Genomic DNA, 20,911 nt, shown 5'->3' on the forward strand with positions numbered 1-20,911 from the left:
TAAAACAGTAACTATTGCCGGTTCAGTTTCCCTGTCGTATTAACTTTTTTTCCAGCTCCTCCAGCGAAATACTCTTGGTTTCAGGCACTTTAACCAACACCCACACTAACTGTAACGCCATCATCAATGCAAAAAACAAAAAGATGGGCCAGGGATTATCTTTAAAGATCCCGTTATCTGCGTCCAAAAAAACCGGGGTGATCAATGTAATAACTGCCGCAAACACCCAATGCACACTGGCGCCAAAAGCCTGCCCCGCTGCCCGCACTTTTGTGGGAAAGATTTCGGAAATAAATACCCATATCACCGCTCCCTGCCCAATCGCATGTGCGGCGATAAACAGCATCAGGAATACCAAAAGGAAATTGGCGCCTGCACCGGTGTAAAAAGCCCAGGCAACCATGGCCAGGCTTATTATATAACCCAGCGAGCCAATTATTAAAAGCGTTTTACGGCCGGCCCGGTCAATAAAATATAACCCGATAAAAGTAAAAATGAGATTCGTTAAGCCGATGAGAATTGAATTGCCCAAAGAATCTCTGGAGGCTAAACCGGCACGTTCGAGTATCTCTGGTGCGTAGTACAGGATGAAGTTAATCCCGCTCCACTGGTTGAAAAAAGCTATAAAAAATGCCAGCCACAAAACCACCCGATACCTGGGCGAAAAAATGCTCATCGCAGCTACCTGTCCGGCCTTCTTCTTTTCAACTTCGTTAATTGCTTCAATTTCCTTGTCGGGGTCCACCACACCCAGGCGGAGCAATACCATTTTGGCAGCCACTGTATTATTTTTTACCGATAGCAACCAACGCGGACTTTCGGGAATGCTAAAAACCATCAATGTATAAATCAAAGATGGAATGGCCATTACGCCCAGCATCCAGCGCCAGTCGTTGTTGCCACCTACGCCCTGCAGGAAATAATTAGACAGGAATGCGATCAATATTCCAAACACAATATTAAACTGGTACATAGCACCCAACCGTCCTCTTGTTTTGGGCGTTGAGATTTCCGAAATATAGGTAGGGGCAGCAACCGAAGAAACGCCGATACCCAGTCCTCCAATAAAACGAAAGAAAGAAAACGTATAGGGATCCTGCGCCAATGCCGAACCGATTGCTGAAACGCTAAACAATAGGCCAATCCATAGCAGCACCTTTTTCCGGCCATATTTCTGTGTGGGCATTCCTCCCAGCAAAGCCCCGGCTACCGTTCCCCACAAAGCCATCGACATAATAAAGAAACCGTGAAACCAGGGTGAGGTATGCCATAACGCTTTAATGGGTAAATTGGCGCCTGAAATCACAACGGTATCGAATCCAAAAATAAACCCCGCCAGGGCAGCAATCAATGAAATGCCCCAAAGATTCTTTCCTCCTCTTGCCGTTGCACCCAAACGATCATTTGTTGATATCTGCATAATTATTGAATTAAGATTTTATATAATTCACAGAGGCTTTAGCCAGATTGCCTGCCCGCCTGAAGCTTTCAGCGATTCCTGCAATACTGTTTTAGAATTTACCGTTACTTTCCTGACACCAACCTTGGTTTTAGTAGCAACCTTGTCATCATCACTATAGATGGTTGCCAGGTACTTTCTGCCTGCCGGCAAAAAGTCAAAATTCACGCTCACCGTGCGGGGGCTTGTGTTATTTAAGGTTCCGACAAACCACTCCGCTCCGCTCCTTCTTGCTACGGTTACAAATTCCCCAATGGCTCCATCCAGTGCCTTCGTATCATCCCAAACGGTTTTTACCTTATCAAAAAATTCAATTTCCGGCTCGCCCGTATACATTTTTGGATGATCGTACCAATATAAAAACTGCAGCGGACTATAGTATACCGCAGCCATGGCCAGCTGGTGTGCATGTGTGGTTTTGATACGGTTGTTGTAATAACAGATCGTATAGTCTGCGGCGCCGGCAACAAATCTTGTAAACGGTAACGTAGTATTATGGATGGCATCAGGCATTTCTTCGTTTCCCCTTATGCCCTCCTGCGTTAACAGGTTAGGATACGTGCGACTGAAACCCGTGGGCCGGTATTCATCATGGATATCGACCAACAAGCCGTAATCGGCACATTTTTTTACAGCATCATGGATCCAGGTACTCCATTGCTGGTTCCCCACCTGAACGAAGCCGAACTTAATCCCCTTAATTCCCCATTTTTTTAAAACCGGTAGTAGCGTATCCATCTGCCTGTACAAAGCACGTTGGTTGATGTATACAAATATACCGATATCCTTACTTGCTGCATACTGTGTCAAAGCAGGAAAATCGATGTCTTTATCCGGATAGACTTTAGTTGCATCCGATTGCGCTCTTATTTCAGGTCCATACCAACCTGCATCCAGGTGCACGTATTGCAGGCCGTGCTGCGCTGCAAAATCCACGCAGGCAATGGCTTCACGCTGACTTAAGCCAGACCGCATTGCCTTGCCCGGTTTGATCCATGAAACATCTTTGATCCGGTTCTCCGGGTTCAGGTTGAGTATGATGTAATTATTGTTGACCAAATCAACCGGGCGCTCAGCCACCATAATTACCCGCCAGGGCGTATTGTACGCTGTAATAATATCTGCACCTGCATACATCGAAAGCTGAAGCGTGTTTAATTTTTCTTTGCTTAGCGCAAACTTTCCCCTTGTATAATCAACCATATTGGCTTCGACTAAAGCCACCGTCAATCCGTTGGTTAATTTCAGGGTAAGCGGGCGTTCGGATTCTTCTGTCCATCCTTTTAAAGGCATTAAACAAAACGGTCCCTGCGCCCAGCTTTCATGCCAGGCCAATGTACCCTCGGGAAAAGCAAATTGCGTCTGCTCTCCCGTAATATGAAGAAAGAGCCCGTTTTCTGCTTCCGGAAAATGATAGCGGAAAGCCACGCCTTCGTTGTAGGCTCGAATTTCCACATTCATAAAATAATAACGGCGTTTGTCATAACCGTCGCTAACACCCGCGCCTTCCATATTTCCTTTCCTGAACTTTAACACCGCCTGCCGGTAGCGGTCACGAATCAATGACCGTTCACCATATACAGGTTTCCACACCTGGTTGACAACAGATGTATCAATTCCTGTCAATTGCAGGTTATCTCCCCAGTGTTTCAATGTATCATTGGGTATGGCCATAGCCGACTCAAGCAGGTGGTTATCGATCAATACACCGATCTCCGATTCAAGGATCACCTCCTTTCCTTTATAAGCAACTGTGTAATATAATTGCCTGCTTCCATCTTGCTTTTTCTTTTGATAGCAGGAGAAGCTATAATTGCCATCTGGCGACTTCAATACCATCTTTGTATCGGCTATCACTGTTTCCTGCGAAAAAAGCGACGTCAAACAAAAAAAGAACAGCAGTGTTAGAAAGATACTTTTCATCATAAAAATTTATTGTTTTCCTTAATGCTTTTTAACCGCAATAAAGCTTCTAAATAATAATAATCTGCATAAATAATAGCCGCATCCACCTCTCCGCCGTTAGGCTTATGTCCTGAGCTGTGTAGCAAAAAAGCATCATTAACCCCACGGCTTTGATATCTTTCCGAAGATAGTTCTGTCAGCATATGCACCGCCTTATCATAATAAGTTTTTGCTTTAGGTTTATCGTCCATTAAAGTAGAAAGCTGCAACAATGCAGCTGCTACAACTGCAGCTGCGGAGGCATCGCGGGGCGCCTGCGGAATACCTGGATCATCAAAATCCCAATAAGGGATGCCGTCTTCCGGAAGCCGCGACAGATAAACGTCCGTTACTTTTTGAGCAAAGTCGAGAAACTGCGGATTCCTGGTTTCTCGGTATACCATGGTATAGCCATAGATAGCCCAGGCTTGCCCACGGGCCCACATGCTGCTGTCATTGAAACCCTGGTGTGTCATTCCTTTTATCTTCCTGCCCGTAGCCGTATCATAAATAACTACATGGTAAGAGGCATAGTCGGGCCTGAATTGATTTTTCATGGTGGTAACAGCATGATCGACGGCTATATCATAAAGGCGTTTACCGCCGCCATTTTTAGCTGCCCAAAACAAAAGATCCAGGTTGATCATATTATCCATAATAGTATTATGACGTAATGGCCAATCTACACCCGGCACTTTGCGAGGCCAGGAGAGGATGGTTCCTACTTTGGGATTAAATAATGTAGCTAAGGAGTCTGCTGCACGTAATAGTATTTGCCTGTAAGTACTATCCCCGGTCAGCCGGTATCCATTGCCTGCGCTGCAAAATAACTGAAAGCCGATGTCATGATCAATTGCTGATGAGTCAACAAGCGGATATAGTGCCCGCGCGCTTTTTACAGCGGCTGCCTTCCACTCCTCCTTATTGCTACACTCATAGGCGTACCACAAAATGCCGGGCCAGAAACCGCTGGTCCAGTCGCGGTAGTTCACGAGACGCCAGGCAGTATCACCATGGGCGATACTGCGGGGCATCATTACCGAATCTTTCAGAGAGGACAAGGTTTTTTGCGCCTGCTTCAGGCAATAATCCAGTTCTTTTTCAACGCTAAAAGCACGGGATCCGGCACAGCCTGCCAGCACAACAATTACTGCAATACCAAAAAAAAATATTTTCTTCATCCGTATGTATTTTCATTTGTCCGCTACAGCGAACTTTCTGCCCGGACATTCTTAAAGCATCCGGCTCCCGGTTATCATAAACAGGTATCAAAATTATTCTTACATATAGTTTAACCTCCTCCTTCGAGCCAGTGGAGACACTGGCCAAGGCTATGCTAAGGTTTGTGCCTCCACAAACCAGTTGGATGCATTCAATAAAATTGATGTCGGTTTATTATTACCGGCCCGCCGGCGAAAGGCATCCTTTTATTTTGTGTGAGCCGTAATATTTCCGGAACATCCGCTCCGTCCATCTGTCTTATTCCCAACGGTTGAAAAGAAGCGTACCATATCCGGGATTATCCGCGCCGGCGGGCGCCTTTTCCGGCCTTAACTGCTGCAATACCTGCACTGTATAAGGCATCGCTTGCCCTTTTTTCACCACATAGTGATTGTACGCGATTTCAAAGACAGAACGGAAATTGGTGGAACGGGCCGAAATAGATTCCGGTGTATAGTCTTTATAACGCTCATGATAATCGTACCAGGTACGAAACGGCACCTCATTACCCAGGTTGTATGCTGCCGTATATTCATACCCGCGCATGATGGCGTTGTTGGAGGCTTCATATAACGGGATGCCCTGGTTTTCGGCAATTTCACACAATTCAGAAAGGCAGCCCAGCGCCAACGTGGTATGAGGCTGATCGCGGTTACTTTCCTGCAGCTGGCCGGCATCTGACACCACGTACTGATTGATGCTTCCGTTTCCTTCTCCATGATAGAAATAAGTAACTACGCGGTTGAGCATATCCACATCTTCCGTATAAACGGCGATAGCCATCAGGGCTTTCATACAAATGATGTCCCAGTTCCCATGTGCATAGGGCCTGAAATTCCGAAGGGTTGGGTAGAATGCTTGCTGTAACATTTTGCCGAATTGCACCGCCGATGCTTCAGGCCATTGATTGTACGTGTACCGCATGATCTCTCCGGCATTGGCCAAAATAAAGCCATACAATCCATTTAGTTCTGCGTCGGCACCCACAATACCAATCGCCTTATTGGCATAGGCCTCTAATATCTGCACCGATTTGCGGGCATGTAATGTGTCTTTGGTGATGTACCACATCAGGGCATTGTAATAGGCGCCCAGCACATCGCGTTCTACAAGCCCTTTCACGGCGCCGCCCCGTAGCCCGTCTACGGTTATATTATTATCTCTTGTAAAATAGGTGAACGGGCCTCTCAGCTGATAATCATAACGAGAGCGATAATCATTTTTCAGCAACTGGTAGCAGGCATAGGCATTCGGTTTTTGTTCCAACACCAAAGAGCGGATACGGTTTAGATCCGCTTGGGAATGCAGCAGCCCGGGGTGTTTGATTTTTTTAATAAAAGAATAGGCAGGCGGCGTGGGAATATTCAGTTGCGCACGCATATCTTCCACCGATCTGAAACTTTTTATCCACGATACGGTGTAGCCGATATCGCCTGCTGCCAGTTGTGCCCTGGTTAATTCAACTTCTGCCAGTTTAAACTGGAAACGCCACAGGAACACATCGCCATCCGGAACGGGGTTACTGCCCAGCCCGCCATAGCGCAGGTCCCAGTAGTAGATATTGCTGCCATCCGGCTGTTTGATAACGGTGTGGTTATTGTTGCGGTTATTATAGGAGCCGAGATTGGTATCGAAAAAGAAATTGGACCGGGGCGGTTTTCTCATTTTGATGGCGATTACGGGAAAATTGGCTTTATTGATAACAAGCCCGTTTTTCCGGCTAAAATCACCACGGTAATACGGAACCGTTGCATTTTGCAGCCACATGGTTGCTGCCAGTTTCCCATTTTCAAGCCTGCCCGAGGGGGCATTCCAGTTCAGTGTATCCATTTTGCTGAAATCGTCATTGATGTAGCCGGGTAGCGTGGTATCTACCGGCATCAGTTCGGGCGCCGTGTTGGAGTTAACAGCAGCCAACAATGATTCAGGGTCATTTGCCCGCATATTTTTTTTGCAGGCTGTAAAGCTTATCATCAAGGACAATAAACCGGGTAATAGTTTTGCAATCATTTTCATATGTATTTGGAGTTATCAAATGGTCCCGAAAGCCATCGGGATGGAATAAAGATTTACATCGTCTTCAGTATCATCTGATTGATTTTCATAATTATCTTATTTTATATTCTGAAGGATCAATTTTACCACCCGGGGTTTTGCTCCAGTTTCGGGTTGAGCTGTAACTGCTGGCTGGGCAGCGGCAGCAGGTAATTCTTTTCAGCCCATACCCTGCCGCTTTCAAAAATGAGGTTTCCATTGGCATCCAGGGGAAAGGGGGCATTACCACCGCTAACGGTATAACGGGTTTGCCACCTGGTACCGGTCCATTTTACTCCGGTAACATTCATTGGCATTTCGATTTCCGCGGTTTTCCATCGTTTCAGATCATCAAGACGGAAGCCTTCCAGACATAGCTCAATGGCCCTTTCCCGTCTTATTTCAAAACGCATGTCTAATCCATTGGCCGCTACCAGGGCATTACTAAGTTTAGGCATGGATTTGTTGACCCGGTTTCTTACCAGGTTGAGCGACTTATTAAGATCGTCATCCGATATGAACCCGTTCCTTTCAAAAATGGCCTCAGCATAATTTAAATACACTTCTGCCAGCCGTATCACCGGCCAGTCGTATCCTTCTTCATTATCATTTAACCTTCTTTCTGATGCCCATTTCTGGGTTTGATAGCCGGTACCCGAAGCGCCGTTATGCCGCCCGCGCGAGTTCGCGATATCGGCCGCATCGCCCGTCCAGTTGATGCGGGAACCGGGGTTTTCATTATCCCAGTAATAGTTAGAATCGATCATCATGGTATAGCGCATGCGGTTGTCCCTGTTGGTGTATTCCGACCTGGTGGAAGCATCGCCCTGAAACAAAGGAGATTTATCAACAGGCAAGCCGTCCTGGCAGAGAAACAACCGGGCAAATTTCCCGGTGGTGCCCGCACCCAGCCAGGTATGTGTAACGTTATTCCTGATCTGCCTTTGTGTGAAGGAATACCGGTTGGCCAGGATATATTCTTTATTGGCCGACTTGCCAATGCTGGCAGGGTTCGACCGCTCATCTTCAAGAATAAACAAATACTTAAGGGCAGAGTCGCCCAACGCTGCTGGTGCAAACAACTGGTAAAGATTGCTGGCTATAACAGCATCACTATTGGCAATGGACTTATCCAGCAAGGTATTGGCGCGGGCGCTGTTATTCCTGAATTTCTGCCAGGTACCTTCATAGAGGGTTACGCGCCCCAGGAAAGCCTGCGCAGCGCCTTTACTGATGCGGCCTTTATCTGAGGCATTGATCGCAGTTTCAAGCGGAAGCATTGCTATGGCTTCTTCCAGATCTTTTACGACCTGGTCTATCACTTCATCCCGGCTGTTCCGGGGTGCCTGTAATGCCCCGGCATTAATATCTAACGGACTGGTAACAATAGGAACACCGCCAAATAATTGTAACAGGTCGAAATATACATAGGCCCTGAAAAATTTTGCCTCCGCTACGTAACGCTCTATCTCGGCGGGATTGCCGTAAGCAGTTGCCTTCTGCAGCAGGTAATTAATAGCTCTCAGCCGGGCATAACCGCCATTCCAGCTACCATCTGTTTGAGGCACGGTGTTAGTACCGTTGCCAAAATTGTTCCTGGCGAGCGAGAAATCACTCCTGAGATCCGAATGCGGACCATCATACAATACATTACCAAACGTGAGCAGGTAGGTGTAAAACTCATTCGCTGCCAATTTAAATTGTTCTGGCGTTTTCCAGTAGTCTGCGTCTGAAATTTCGTTAAGCGGCTTTAAATCGAGCAGCTTATTGCAGCTGTACTGTAAGGACAACACCGTTATCAAAGCCAGGGTATATATAACTTTTACCATTTTCATTATTATAATGTTTCAGATTTAGAAAGTAAGATTAAGGCCAAAAGTGAGATATCGATAGAAGGGGTATCGGGCGCTGAAAGTGCTTACACCATTATTAGAGCCATCGCCTGAATTTGCTACGTTTCTTGAAGCTTCAGGATCCCAGCCATCCCTGATTTTTGAAGTCTCCCACAGGTCATTACCGGCGAAGTATACCCGCACTTTTTGCAGGCTGGCTTTTTGCGTCAGGGCGGCCGGCAACGTGTATCCCAATACCAGGTTTTTTAACCGGAGATACGCTCCGTTTTCGGCAACCCAATCAGAAGGGAAATAGTTATAATTATTAATCGTGCCGGTAGACGAGATGCGCGGCAACCAGGCATCCGTTCGTTCCGGGGTCCACCATTGATGTGCATATGCTGCATTCTGAGCCTGGAAGATGGTACCTGCCGGAACGCGCCAGCTTCCATCACGAACAATGATTCTTTTACCCACACCCTGGAAAATCATATTCAGATCAAACCCTTTCCAGCCAAGCCCTGCGTTGAAAGAATAGGCAAAACGCGGATCGTCTGTACCTAAAAAGACAGCATCTTCGGGAAACGTTATCTTACCGTCGCCATTAACATCTTTAAACATATTATCACCCAGCGACAGCCGGTTGTTCGCCTGCGAGCTGGCGGGCCCGGCAGGCATATTGATATTATTCCCTGTAATAAATGCCCTGTAAGCAGTTAATTGTTCTTCCGTCTGTATGCGGCCATTATATACCAACCCAAAATACGACCCTATAGGATATCCTTCTACTGCATTATTCAGGCCCCTGTTACCGGAGCCGATGATTTTCTGGCCTCCAAAATCGGAAAGCATGGTTTTGTATGAGGACATATTACCTCCGATATGATAACTCAACGCGCCCATCTTGTCGCTCCAGTTTAAAGAAACCTCCCATCCCCTGGTTTCCAGCCGACCATTATTTCCTGCGGGTGCATTTACACCCAATACGGCCGGATACGTTCGGGCAATCAGCATATTGTTATTATTTTTTTGAAACAATTCAGCCGTACCACCCAGCCTGTTGTTTAATAAAGCAAAATCAAGGGCCAGGTTACCGGTGGTAACGCGCTCCCAGGTTCTGTCCAGGGCTACCAGACCACCTGGTGTAATCCTAACAGCGGGGCTTGTACCCAGGATCGGGAATCCGGACTGACCTGCACCGGTAGAAAAGCTAAGATTGAGCAACTGTGTGTATTCATACAGGCTGATGCCACCCTGGTTACCCACATTACCCCAGGAAGCCCGCAGTTTCAGATCATTAATCATCTTTATGTTTTTCATGAATGCCTCTTTCGAAATGCGCCAGCCTCCTGAAAAGCCGTAAAAGAATTTCCAGCGGTCATCTTCAATAAACCTTGAGGTTCCGTCGTACCGGGCATTGACTTCAAAAAGATACCTGCCCCGGTATGTATAATTCAGGCGGCTAAAATACCCGGCCAGGGCTGAATGATATTGAGCTTCTGCAACAGATTTCGATGCAGGATCGCCAAAGCTATTGCTCAAAGATGGGGGAACGCCAGGTACAATATCGAGTGTCCGTCCAAAAAACCGGTTGTACTCCTGTCGCTCATATTGCGTACCCGCCATCAATTTAAGGTCATGGTTGGCATTAAACTTCCTGCTATATTCGAGGTAAGAACTTAAATTGTAATAAGCATCTTTGGCGTTAGATCTTTGATAAAAACTTCTACCCTGGCCCGACGGAGAAAGGTTGGAAACATTGCTTGCCCCCGCATAATCATACCAGCTGATCACATTTTCCAGGGTTTTGTAATCTGTTACTTTATAATAGTATCCTGCGGTACCTACAGCCTTTAAATGCCTGTTAAAAGTGTAGGTCAGGTTAAAACTGGTGTTGATGGCCGTGTTTAACTCCTTATTATCTCCTCCAAAATTGGCTATCGCAACCGTGGAAGCATTGGCAATACCCGAACCCCATACATAAGGCTTACCCGTACTGCCCAAACCGTTTGAAGGCATGCCGGGCTGTATGCCATTATTCATAACCGCTCCGATATTTGAAGGCTGAATAATATCGTTCTTTTCAAGGGAAATATTACTTTGCAGGTTAAGCCTGGAAGAAAAATTATAATCGTGGGTTAGCCTTATATTGTACCGTTTATTAGCGTTATTGCCTACTTTCAACAGGCTGCCGTCATCTAAAAAACCTAATGAAATACGGTAGCCCGATTTTTCATTTTTGCCTGAAATGCTTAGCTGGTGCTCGTTTGAAGTGGCGTTACCAAACATAAAATCCTGCATCGTTCCGGGGAAGAAAACAAAATCCCTTACGTCAGTAAAAAAGCCTGCCTGTTCCAACCCCAGGTTGGCCAGCGCCTGCGCCGCCTCGGGCCTTGTCATTACCGTTATGCCATTACTGGTGGCATACTGGGCCAGCATGGCGTATTTGTACCAAAGGTCTGCATTAGTAAAACCGTCGGCTACCCTGGCCTCCTCCATCATCGGCCCCCAGCCATTGATATCAACAAGCTTTGGCTGCAGACCGATGATTTTCCGCGATACTGACCCGTTATAGTCGATTACCGGCTTCCCGGCTTTGGCTCTTTTAGTAGTGATGAGCACAACGCCCCCGGCCGCCCTTGCTCCGTAAATAGAGGTGGCGGCTGCATCTTTTAAAAAAGAAATATTCTCAATATCAGCGGGGTTGAACGTATTTAAGGCACTGGTGCCCGGGAGTGTCAGGCCATCAATAATAATGAGTGGTTCACCACCATTTACAGATGAGTTACCGCGAACCAGGAAATTCCAGGACTCCCTGCCCGGCTGCGCCGAACTCCGTGTAACGGTTACCCCAGGCACTTGTCCCTGCAAGGCAGCCAGCGGACTGGCAAGTGGCCCGCGGTTGGCAAAGACCTTTGCGTCTACAGTTGAAACAGCACCCGTGAGCGAGGTCTTTTTTTGAGTGCCGTATCCCACCACCACCACCTGGTCCAGCTCCTTTGACTCGGAAGTCAGCCGGATATTTTCCAGTGATGCTCCGGCATTCATTTCCAGCTGCTTATAACCGATGGCGGATATAAGCAATACAGCACTGTCACCAACATTAATGGTGAAAGTGCCGGCATCTCCCGTGCGTGTACCAAGCGTAGTTCCTTTAACTATAACCGAGGCGCCCGTAACCGGTTTGGAAGTTGTGGCGTCTATAAGATTCCCGGAAACCACTTTAGTTTGACAAAAACCAGTGAAGGGAAAACTGATCAACAGGATATGAGCAGCTACAATGCTCATCATTTTTTGCAATCGCGTTAATTTTTTCATTTGTAATTTTTGATTTGTGAATCACCTCAATTACTGAATAGGGATACTGTCAGTCATTTCAAGCCGCATCTTCGATACCGCTTATGGATACCCTGTCATCTGTATTACTGTAAATAACAGATGCCTACTGAAAACCTACTTAAGAAATGATGGGATCTTATTGCGTTCCTGTATCCATTTTTCAGCGCAGGTTGTTATATATCCATTAAAGCAGATTGAACCCGGCCTAAAACTTCAGACCTTCCAAAGGCAACAATCACAATGCAATAATAACAAGGGGAAATGAGCAAAGAGGGGGGGTATATATCAAAAAAAGGTGGGTAAAATGATATTTTCAACAAGACAATGCATATAAATACGCCTGTATCCGTTTTTTTTAAAATGCCTCCACCATCAACTCAGCATAAAAGTAACCGGAGCCATGGAGCCATTTTGAAGAGTGAATTATTATGATATCATCTTCAGCGCTTTTATCAACTTCCTTGCGTCGCACACTTCAACTTCAGTAATACTATCATTGCTTTAGAAAGTGGTTACTCCCCGTTTGATCGATCTCCGGGGGCCAGTGGGCTTGGATATGAATCGTCCTCGGCGCCAGGGCAACAGATAACCAAACACCTCTGCCCGACCCTGAAACGTTCGTATGTGCATAGCACTTCTCTTTTAACACAGCCGCAAGGCCCGAAGCATTAAACATTCGACCCAGCCGGGGCCGCACCGTCCATGTATTCTTTCCCCCGGCTAGCACCGGGGTTATTCATTATTCATATTGCAGCCCTCCAGGCGACTCTTGTTTTACCTGGATGGATTTTTAGCTCAACGGCTATGGGGAAACACAAATCACGGCATAACCACGCTCTGTGTCTACCTGACCAGAAGAAATATCGTATTGTAAACAATTTACCTGACCGGCAATTATTTCCCGTTAGTTTTTATGTTATCAATAGTAACACGCGTAGCATTAGGCATCCCCGAGCTTACGGCAATGCCGATCAGCGATTGATCATCAAACGGCTGACTGGTACGTCCTATTTCCACCCAACTGCTTCCATTACCGCATGCATACGCCACGAGCTGCCGGCGCTTTCTTTCGAGCTTCAGCCAATAATAACCTGTAAGGCGACCAAAACTAACCGCGGGAGCCGATAAGATACTGCCTTTGCCGGCCAATATGGTTTTACCGGCAGTCCGTTCGCGGGTTTCCAGCCGGGTATGCCACTCGGGCTCTTCAATCTGGGCTGTCTTTCCGGGATATAAGGTGAGGGCTGCAAAACGGGCATGATGACTGGTGTCGCTGCGTATCATCAGACCTATCATGGAGAACTGCGAGGTTGGCTGGGCATGAATCCTGACAGAGAGGTTGGCGATACCTTTAAAAGGCAGATAGGTGTAGTGAAAGCTGTCTGATGAATCACCGATTCCACTGCCAAAAGCTTCTATACTAAAATGTGCGCCATCAAAAAACGTGTTTCCAGTTTTGATATTACCCACGTCTTTCTGCAACCAACCTGCAGGCAAACCTGCCATTGCCTGCTGTGGAAATGCAGGTTGGCTTTGCTTTCCTTCATGTTCTTCAGTAACGGTATAATAATACCGCCTGCCGGGCAGCACGTTTTTATCGACAAACCGGTTGTCAATAAGTTCTTCAGCAATCGTTTGGAACTTCCCGTGAGGATCTGAAGAACGCTGCACGGAATAGGTGCAGGGAAAAGCAGCGGCAACCCATTCCAGTTCAATACGCTGCCCTGTCCCCGAGGCTATTAAGCCACCCGGGGCAAAGGAACGGATATCCACTTTATTTTCGCCTTCATTACCTTTTAAGCCATCGCCTGCAAAGAATAAAGTACCGAACCCCGGATGATCCGCCCCCGGGTGGCCAGCACCTTCCGGGCGTATTTTTTTTACAGCGGCCTCTACATAAGGCGCCTTCAATCGCTTTACTCCTACGTAGTGGGCATATACCTGCTCATATAAGGGGCGCAATGCCCCCCGCCCTTTGTCGGAAATTGTATAATGATGGTATTTACCTGTTCTGTCCAGCCACTCCTGAAAAGGCATATCATCATTTCCAAGGTTATATTTTGCAGTATATTCAAAACCCTTGAGCAGGCGGTTATCTTCAAAGCCATATAAATCCAATCCCTGATTCCAGGCAATGGCACAACATTCTGCAAGCATACCAATTCCTAACTGGGCATGAGGCTGATCACGCCCGCTTTCCTGGATCTGGCCATTTGCATTAATGACATAATTCAATATACTTCCGTTTCCGCCTCCTTTTGTATAATAACGCAAGGCATCTTCGAATATAGCCCGGTCGTTACAGAATACGCCAATGGCCATGGCCGTTTTTAATGCAGCAGCATCCCAGTTACCGTTGGCAAATGGTGCATAATTTTTTATTACCGGGTAAATCACTTCTTTAAAATGCTTTTCTGCATTTGTTATATCAGCCTTACTCCAGCCTGCATTGGTATAACGAATGATTTCTGCGGCATTTACCATCTTGAAGGGCCCCAAACCTGCCATCAGTACCGCATCGCGCCCCCTGATAGCCTTTAAGGTAGCGGACCAGCTATTGATAATTTCAATAGCTTTCTGCGCATAACGATTATCGCCGGTAACAGCCCACATGATGGCGTTTTGATGGGCGGCATTCGCATCACTATCATAGATGCCCTGCCCCACTGTAGGATTCCGGCTTACAGTGTCTAACGGTCCTTTGATCTTATACGTGTATTGTGAACACGGATCTTTTGCAAAAATCCCGTACCCGCTGAAAGCAGGCTCTTTTTGCGCCTGTATGGCCGTTTTCATTCGTGCCAGGTCTTCCCGGCTATGAAGAATACCGGGATGAATAAAGGACTGCCCGTTGACCACCAGGGAAAAGGCAAACAATAAAAATGTAAAAAGTAAAAAAGGTATAAAACGCATCATATCGAAGTACTGTTTAACCACATAGATACATAGAGTGGCCTAACAAAGATTTTTATTGATTAAATATATCCCTGTTTATGGTAAACTTATTTGAAAAAGAGTTCCTGTATTTTTTTATAAAATCGGATGGATTCATATTAAACTGCCTGCTAAACTGTTCGCGAAAGTAACGGGCATCGTAAATGCCTACCAGGTTGGCTACTTCATTTACATTATAATTGGTATCAATAAACAGCCTGGCGGCCTTTCTTAGCCTGATAAACCTTATAAAACTATTCAAAGATTGTCCTGAAATCGCTTTTACTTTCTTAGTGATAGAGGAGTAACTCATACCCAGCTCCGATGCCAGTTTCCTGCTGCTGAATTGTTCGTCGTCCAAATGATCTTCTACAACCTTTATACAGGTTTCCAGGAACTGCCGGTATTGTTCAGGTATTTTGGCATCCTGGTTATGAAGCGTTATTTCATTGTAAAAGTAGCGCTGCATACTATTCCTGTTTTTAAGGAGATTTTCAACCCTGGCCAGCAGCAGATCTTTATCAAAGGGCTTCATTATGTAATCATCGGCCCCTTCCCTCACTCCTTCGAGTTTTATTGTTTCGCTGGTTGTGCCGGTTAATAAGATTACCGGTATATGGCTCAGCGCAGGGTTTTGCTTTATCTGGCTGCACAAATTAATGCCGTTGGTATTTCCCATCATGATATCTGATATAATGATATCGGGAAATATCCGTTCGGCTAACTCAAATCCCTGGTCGCCATTTACTGCCTGGTATACCTGGTACATCGGTGAAAATAGCAGGATCAGGTATTCACGGATGGTTTCATCGTCGTCAACAACCAGGATAGACTGTTTATCGGTAGCTAAAACATGCTCGGTAGGTTTAGATACTTCGCTAAGCATGGGCGCCCGATCCTCTTCTTTTGTTTCTTCATTCAACGTTTCAAGTAAAGATATTTTTTCAGTGGTTGAAGCGCTGATTTGACCGAACTGATCATTAGGAAAATGATTCATTCCCTTACGGAGCTCCACCAGGAAAAGACTTCCTCCGGACACATTATTCCTGTATTGAATACTTCCTCCATGCAGGTTGGTAAACTGTTTGGCCAGGTAAAGCCCAATACCAAATCCCGGCTGCGTAACATTGTCTAAACCTCTAGCCTGGTAGAATTTATCAAAGATCTTTAACTGCGCACTGCTCTGTATTCCCGGACCATTGTCGGAAACACCTACGGTTACTGTCTCCGGCGATTCATTCAGCGTAAAATATACCTGGCCGCCATAGGGCGCATATTTTAATGCGTTGGACAACAGGTTATAAAATACGATCTCCAGCTTTTCTCTGTCGCCATAAATATAGACCGGTGTTTCCTGCTTTATCAATTCGTAAGTGAGTTCCTTTTGACGGGCCTGATAAATAAAGCATAAATATACATCTTTACAAAGTTCAGAGAGATTTAGCTGCTGAGGATAAATGCGGTCCATGCCTGTTTCTTCCCTTCTGAACATCAGCAGCTGATTGGTCAGACTCAGCATCCTTTTTGCATTGCGATAAACGATCTTTAGCTCGCGCTCTTCCTTCTCCGGTAAAATCCCATCCTTATCAAGGATGTCCTTAATAGGATTAATTATTAAAGACAACGGCGTGCGAAACTCATGGGATATATTCGTAAAAAATGCCGCTCTTCGTTCATCCACTTCTTTTTCTTTATCGGCTATCGCTTTTTCAGCTTCTCTTTCAGACCGCTCCAAAGCCCGTTGCGTTCGCTCACTGGCCAATTCAGCAGCATATCTTTCGTGCTCCGACTTCTCGAGGGCCAGCTCGGCTGCTGCCCGGTCCCGTTCGGCTTTCTGATTCTGCACCTCCAGCTTTTGCAGGGTAACCTCATACAATAATTTCGCCTGCCTTGCGCGGTATTTTATATACAAATAGAATAATGCAACGAAAACGCTTAAATAAAACAAATAAGCCCAGATACTGCGGTACCAGGGAGGATACACCCGAACCGGTATGGCAATCTCTTCCACCCATTTACCATCGCCATTAGTACTTTTCACCCGAAATACGTAACGCCCTTCGCTGAGATGTGTATAGGTTGCCGTCCGGGTCTGGCCGCTGTAGTTCCATCCTTTATCCCACCCATCCATGTAGTAGGCATAAGATATTTTGTTGGGAACCGCATACTCAAGCGCTGCAAAACTGAATGAAAATACTGCATGGTCGTAAGGAACGGCAATAGCGCCGGGGGTACCGTTGGATACATCAATAATATAATCCGGTGTATTTTCAAGTCTTCTTCCGTCAACACTTATTGCGGTGAGGCGTAAAGGTGCTTTTTGCCTGGAAAAATGTATGCTATCCGGATAAAACACGTTGTAACCGCTAATACCCCCAAACACAAAAGCGCCTGATCTAAGTTTAGTGGCAGCGTTAAAATGAAACTGGTCGCTTTGTAATCCATCGCTTCTATAAAAATTCTTAAACTTTCTGCTGCTGATATTAAACCTGGAAAGTCCGTTAAAAGTACCTAACCACAGGTTCCCGTTGTTGTCCTGCAGGGTTGAAAAAATACTATTATTAGATAACCCTTCGGCTACGGTATAGCGTGCTTTAATCTTTTTCTTATCCCGATCAAATAACACAAGGCCGCCCCCTTCTGTACCCAGCCAAAGATTTCCGAGACCATCATCTGTAATGGTTCTGATAAACTGGCCTATGTAAAAATATTCGTGTTGCCGGGTTTTCTTATTAATTTTAACCAGGTCGGTAAGACCTCCCCCCCAGAAATTTCCCTGGCGGTCTTCCAACAAAGAGAATAAATCGGAAAGGCGATCGTCAAAAATCTCGAATTTATCCGCCGATCGGTTATACCGGTACAACGCACCAAAATGATTGCCTCTCCTCAGAGCCGACGCCCAGAGTGTTCCGGACCGGTCTTCATATAGTGTATTAAATACCTTGTTCTCCAGGTTTTTCTCAGGATTAATAGCAATATATCTTTTAAACTTCCGGGTGGAAGGCTCAAAACGGCAGATCCCATCTGTATAAGTGGCCAGCCATATATTTCCACCACGATCAATAGTAATATTATTTACATTATTACTCGATATGGAATTTACATCTCCTGGTTTAAATTGGTAATTGGCAAAGTAATCGGCACCAGGCTCTTTTACATTTAAACCATTTTCTTCGGTAGCCACAAATAAGGTACCTGTGGAAGACTCCGCTACAGATGTAATAAAATTCCCGGAAAGGCCTTGCTTATTACCAGGCTCGTGGCTGATCGTTTGAAATTGCCTGCGCCCTTTGCCCACTATATTGATACCGCCTCTTCTTGTTCCCAGCCATACCCTTGCTCCTTCATCAACAAATAATGAGTAAATACCACTACTTGTCAGATCGGTTTTGCTATCGCCGCCGCTAATGCGTTCCATTTTGCCGGTTGCCTTGTCATAGATGTAAAGGCCCGCGCCCATCGTTGCCACATAAACAGATTGCTGGTTATCTGATGCCAGCGCAAAAACCAGGTTTGACTGTATTTTGCCATTGCCCGTATTAAACACAGCAGTAAAAGCATTGTTATCCAGGCTATAACAATAAACGCCATCATTGGTAGCCATCCATATATTATCAGCATCCGCCAGCATCCCGTTTACATACCCGAGCCCCGCATTTAATAACTTCAGCTTGTTACTTTCATAGTCAAGCATATAAAGGCCTTTATCCTGAACAAAAACCAGGGTGCGGCCGTATCTGTCGTAACACAAAGCCTGTACTCCATAATTGTACAGTGCGGCATTCCGGCTGTCTGTAAGCGGAACCTGGATTGCTGTTGTGGAAGCATTACCACAAATCATCAACCCTCTCAGCTCCGAAGCTATCAGAATATTATTAAAACGATCACAAGAAATCGTTTTGATAACCTCCCTGTCGAGTCTGACAGATTGCAGGGTTCCGGGCTTTCGATAGTAAACGGTAGCAAATTTGTCGTATAAGCGGTTAAGCCGGCACACACCCAATCTCGTTGCCAGCCAAATATTTCCAACTCGATCTTCGGTCACTCCATATACTACGTTACTCAATAAAGAGGAACTATCCCCAAAAACATTATGATAGGTCTTAAAATCGTATCCGTCAAAACGATTGAGCCCGTCAAGTGTTCCAAACCACATAAATCCTTTGCTATCCTGAAAAATAGAACGAACCGTTTCGTTGGACAGCCCTTCTCTTACCCCCAGCTTACTAATGACCAACTGAGCGTTGAGCTTGGTAACGCATAAACAAATCAACAATAAACAGGCTTTATAAAACCGAAACATACCTTCAATAAGATCACCAATAATAATATTTTTTTTGCAGCTTTTTGAAACAACCGGCAATGAGTACCGGAACTGACGCGTAAATTTATTTTTTGCAGGATTTAATGCCCCGGATGCACGAATAGGCGCCACAGGCGCATTAGTGATATTATCATTCCGAATATTAAAACACACATCTTATCCCCGTGGCCCAATATTCATGCATCCACCCTGCAATGGTGCATGATTATTGTATTAGTTGGAGTACTGATAATTAAAATAATCCACATCAATAAAACCACTTTCCTCTTTTACGTTGTAATTAAAAACACCGATCCTGTCTCCGCGATAGCTGCCCCATGTTAATGTTGACCTACCTCCAAAACCCTCGAATTTTTTGCCATCCAGGCTATAGGCATATACATTTTCCCCGTTAAGATCCCAATGAGATCGCAGCCAAATATATTGACCAGGAAGGATAATTCCAGTTGTATCAACATTATTCTGTCTAAAAAACAACCGGCGCACCCCCCGCTCCCTTTTGACGCCCAGCAAGTTGTGAGATGTGGTAGAAAAATGCGTAATGCCTGCATACTGACCGTCAGCCATTGACCTGATATCTAATTTAACCGTTACGGTGTTGGACGTCGTGCGTAAGCTACGCTGTGTAAGCGTATTTCCCGCCCGCAATATAATATTTCGTGTATCTTTTGGATTCAACGGCTGAAAGGCATATAAACGTAAAAATCCGTTGCGTTGGGTTAATGACCATTTGTCGGCACGAGGCTGATAGTTCCACTCCCATTGCGGTAATAGCTTTTGTGCTGAAAAGTCATCACTTGTATGAAGTTTAATCTTTGCTGATTTTGACAGGATTGGTTTCCGGCCGGTCCATACCATATTGCCGATGGTATCCGCACCAACCTTTCCGATGACGGGCCAACCGTTTACCCAATGAACCGGCAAGAGGCTTGCTGCCCGGCCCTCCCAGCTACCGGTGCCATGATGTGTAAAAAACCACCACCGGTTATTGTCCAGCTGTATAAGGCCTCCCTGGTTCGGCTCTTTGTCTGTTTTACTATCGACATGATTCAGTTGTTTGACTTCCCAGGGGCCATTTATATTATTAGAGCGTTGCATCATAATGACACGCCCTTCAGAAGTAACCTGGCTGAAGTAATGGTAATACAAGCCATTAATCTTGTAAAGTTTGTTAGCTTCGCTGCCGTTTGCCTGGTAAATGATGGTATCTGACTCCATGACCAGTTGTTTCCCGTCCGGTGTCATCTTAAACAGGTGAATATTGTATTTCCTGTTGTTTTTTGGATCCAGGGCGAATTGGGTGGCGATAAAATATAACTGCCCGTCATCATCGCAAAAGCTGCAGCAATCGTCCCAGCCTTTTACATTCCATAACCGATGTAAAGGCTCCCAGGGCCCCGCCGGATTGGTTGCCGAGCTCATGAAGAAACCATCGTCGGGGGTACCAAAGTACACCCAGAATCTTTCCTTATAGTAGCGTATCGAACCAGCCCAGACGCCCTTACCATAACTATTCATTTTATCCCAGTTCAGGCTGGAGCTAATACGGGTTAAATCATCTGCAACATGCCCTATTATCTGCCAGTTAACCAGGTCTCTGGAATGCAGCACTGCCATGCCTGGTGAAAATTGCATGGTAGATGAAATGGCGTAAAAGTCATTACCCACTTTTATTGCATCCAGATCGCTAAAATCCCCGGGCAGCACGGGATTCACATAAGTGCCATTACCCCGATCACCCCATTTATCCGTAAACTGCGCTGAAAGGCTATACGCTATCAATTGTACATATATTATAACCAGCAATATTTTTTTCATCCGCTT

General features: G+C 45.7%; 9 protein-coding genes. All 9 read right to left on the minus strand.

All coding sequences use genetic code 11. The features are described 5' to 3' along the window. Positions 1–22 precede the first annotated feature (22 nt). The 9 genes from LL912_RS05760 to LL912_RS05800 all read right to left on the minus strand — a co-directional run bounded on the left by LL912_RS05760 (position 23) and on the right by LL912_RS05800 (position 20,905). Complete coding sequence (locus LL912_RS05760; protein WP_235552625.1) at positions 23–1,420, minus strand: sugar porter family MFS transporter; 1,398 nt, start codon at positions 1,418–1,420, stop codon at positions 23–25. A 27-nt stretch (positions 1,421–1,447) separates the two neighbouring features. Continuing rightward, on the minus strand, positions 1,448–3,385 hold the full coding sequence (locus LL912_RS05765) for a glycoside hydrolase family 97 protein (protein ID WP_235552626.1): 1,938 nt from the start codon (positions 3,383–3,385) through the stop codon (positions 1,448–1,450). After that, positions 3,382–4,584 carry a glycoside hydrolase family 88 protein gene (locus LL912_RS05770; protein ID WP_235552627.1) on the minus strand — a complete coding sequence of 401 codons (1,203 nt, stop codon included), beginning with the start codon at positions 4,582–4,584 and terminating at the stop codon, positions 3,382–3,384. The genes LL912_RS05765 and LL912_RS05770 overlap by 4 nt, the downstream gene beginning before the upstream one ends. Positions 4,585–4,882: 298 nt before the next feature. Then, positions 4,883–6,568: a DUF4979 domain-containing protein gene (locus tag LL912_RS05775; protein WP_235552628.1), complete on the minus strand. Its 1,686-nt coding sequence runs from the start codon at positions 6,566–6,568 to the stop codon at positions 4,883–4,885. A gap of 194 nt (positions 6,569–6,762) precedes the next feature. Further along, positions 6,763–8,487, minus strand: a complete 1,725-nt coding sequence (locus LL912_RS05780; protein WP_235552629.1) for a RagB/SusD family nutrient uptake outer membrane protein — start codon at positions 8,485–8,487, stop codon at positions 6,763–6,765. A gap of 24 nt (positions 8,488–8,511) precedes the next feature. Then, positions 8,512–11,808 (minus strand): SusC/RagA family TonB-linked outer membrane protein, encoded by a 3,297-nt coding sequence (locus LL912_RS05785; protein WP_235552630.1) that lies wholly within the window; start codon positions 11,806–11,808, stop codon positions 8,512–8,514. A 915-nt stretch (positions 11,809–12,723) separates the two neighbouring features. After that, a complete protein-coding gene (locus tag LL912_RS05790; protein ID WP_235552631.1) occupies positions 12,724–14,745 on the minus strand; it encodes an alginate lyase family protein in 2,022 nt (673 codons plus the stop codon). 52 nt (positions 14,746–14,797) lie between these two features. After that, positions 14,798–19,039 (minus strand): hybrid sensor histidine kinase/response regulator transcription factor, encoded by a 4,242-nt coding sequence (locus LL912_RS05795; protein WP_235552632.1) that lies wholly within the window; start codon positions 19,037–19,039, stop codon positions 14,798–14,800. Between the two features lie 261 nt (positions 19,040–19,300). Next, positions 19,301–20,905, minus strand: coding sequence for a glycoside hydrolase family 43 protein (locus LL912_RS05800; protein WP_235552633.1), 1,605 nt, complete (start codon positions 20,903–20,905; stop codon positions 19,301–19,303). Between the last annotated feature and the right edge of the window lie 6 nt (positions 20,906–20,911).

Source organism: Niabella agricola (assembly GCF_021538615.1).
GTDB classification, from domain to species: domain Bacteria; phylum Bacteroidota; class Bacteroidia; order Chitinophagales; family Chitinophagaceae; genus Niabella; species Niabella agricola.

Bases quoted from the DNA above. Each gene is read 5' to 3' on its own strand.
- LL912_RS05760 (WP_235552625.1), bottom strand. From the start codon at position 1,420: ATGCAGATATCAACAAATGATCGTTTGGGTGCAACGGCAAGAGGAGGA.
- LL912_RS05765 (WP_235552626.1), bottom strand. From the start codon at position 3,385: ATGATGAAAAGTATCTTTCTAACACTGCTGTTCTTTTTTTGTTTGACG.
- LL912_RS05770 (WP_235552627.1), bottom strand. From the start codon at position 4,584: ATGAAGAAAATATTTTTTTTTGGTATTGCAGTAATTGTTGTGCTGGCA.
- LL912_RS05775 (WP_235552628.1), bottom strand. From the start codon at position 6,568: ATGCGGGCAAATGACCCTGAATCATTGTTGGCTGCTGTTAACTCCAAC.
- LL912_RS05780 (WP_235552629.1), bottom strand. From the start codon at position 8,487: ATGGTAAAAGTTATATATACCCTGGCTTTGATAACGGTGTTGTCCTTA.
- LL912_RS05785 (WP_235552630.1), bottom strand. From the start codon at position 11,808: ATGAAAAAATTAACGCGATTGCAAAAAATGATGAGCATTGTAGCTGCT.
- LL912_RS05790 (WP_235552631.1), bottom strand. From the start codon at position 14,745: ATGATGCGTTTTATACCTTTTTTACTTTTTACATTTTTATTGTTTGCC.
- LL912_RS05800 (WP_235552633.1), bottom strand. From the start codon at position 20,905: ATGAAAAAAATATTGCTGGTTATAATATATGTACAATTGATAGCGTAT.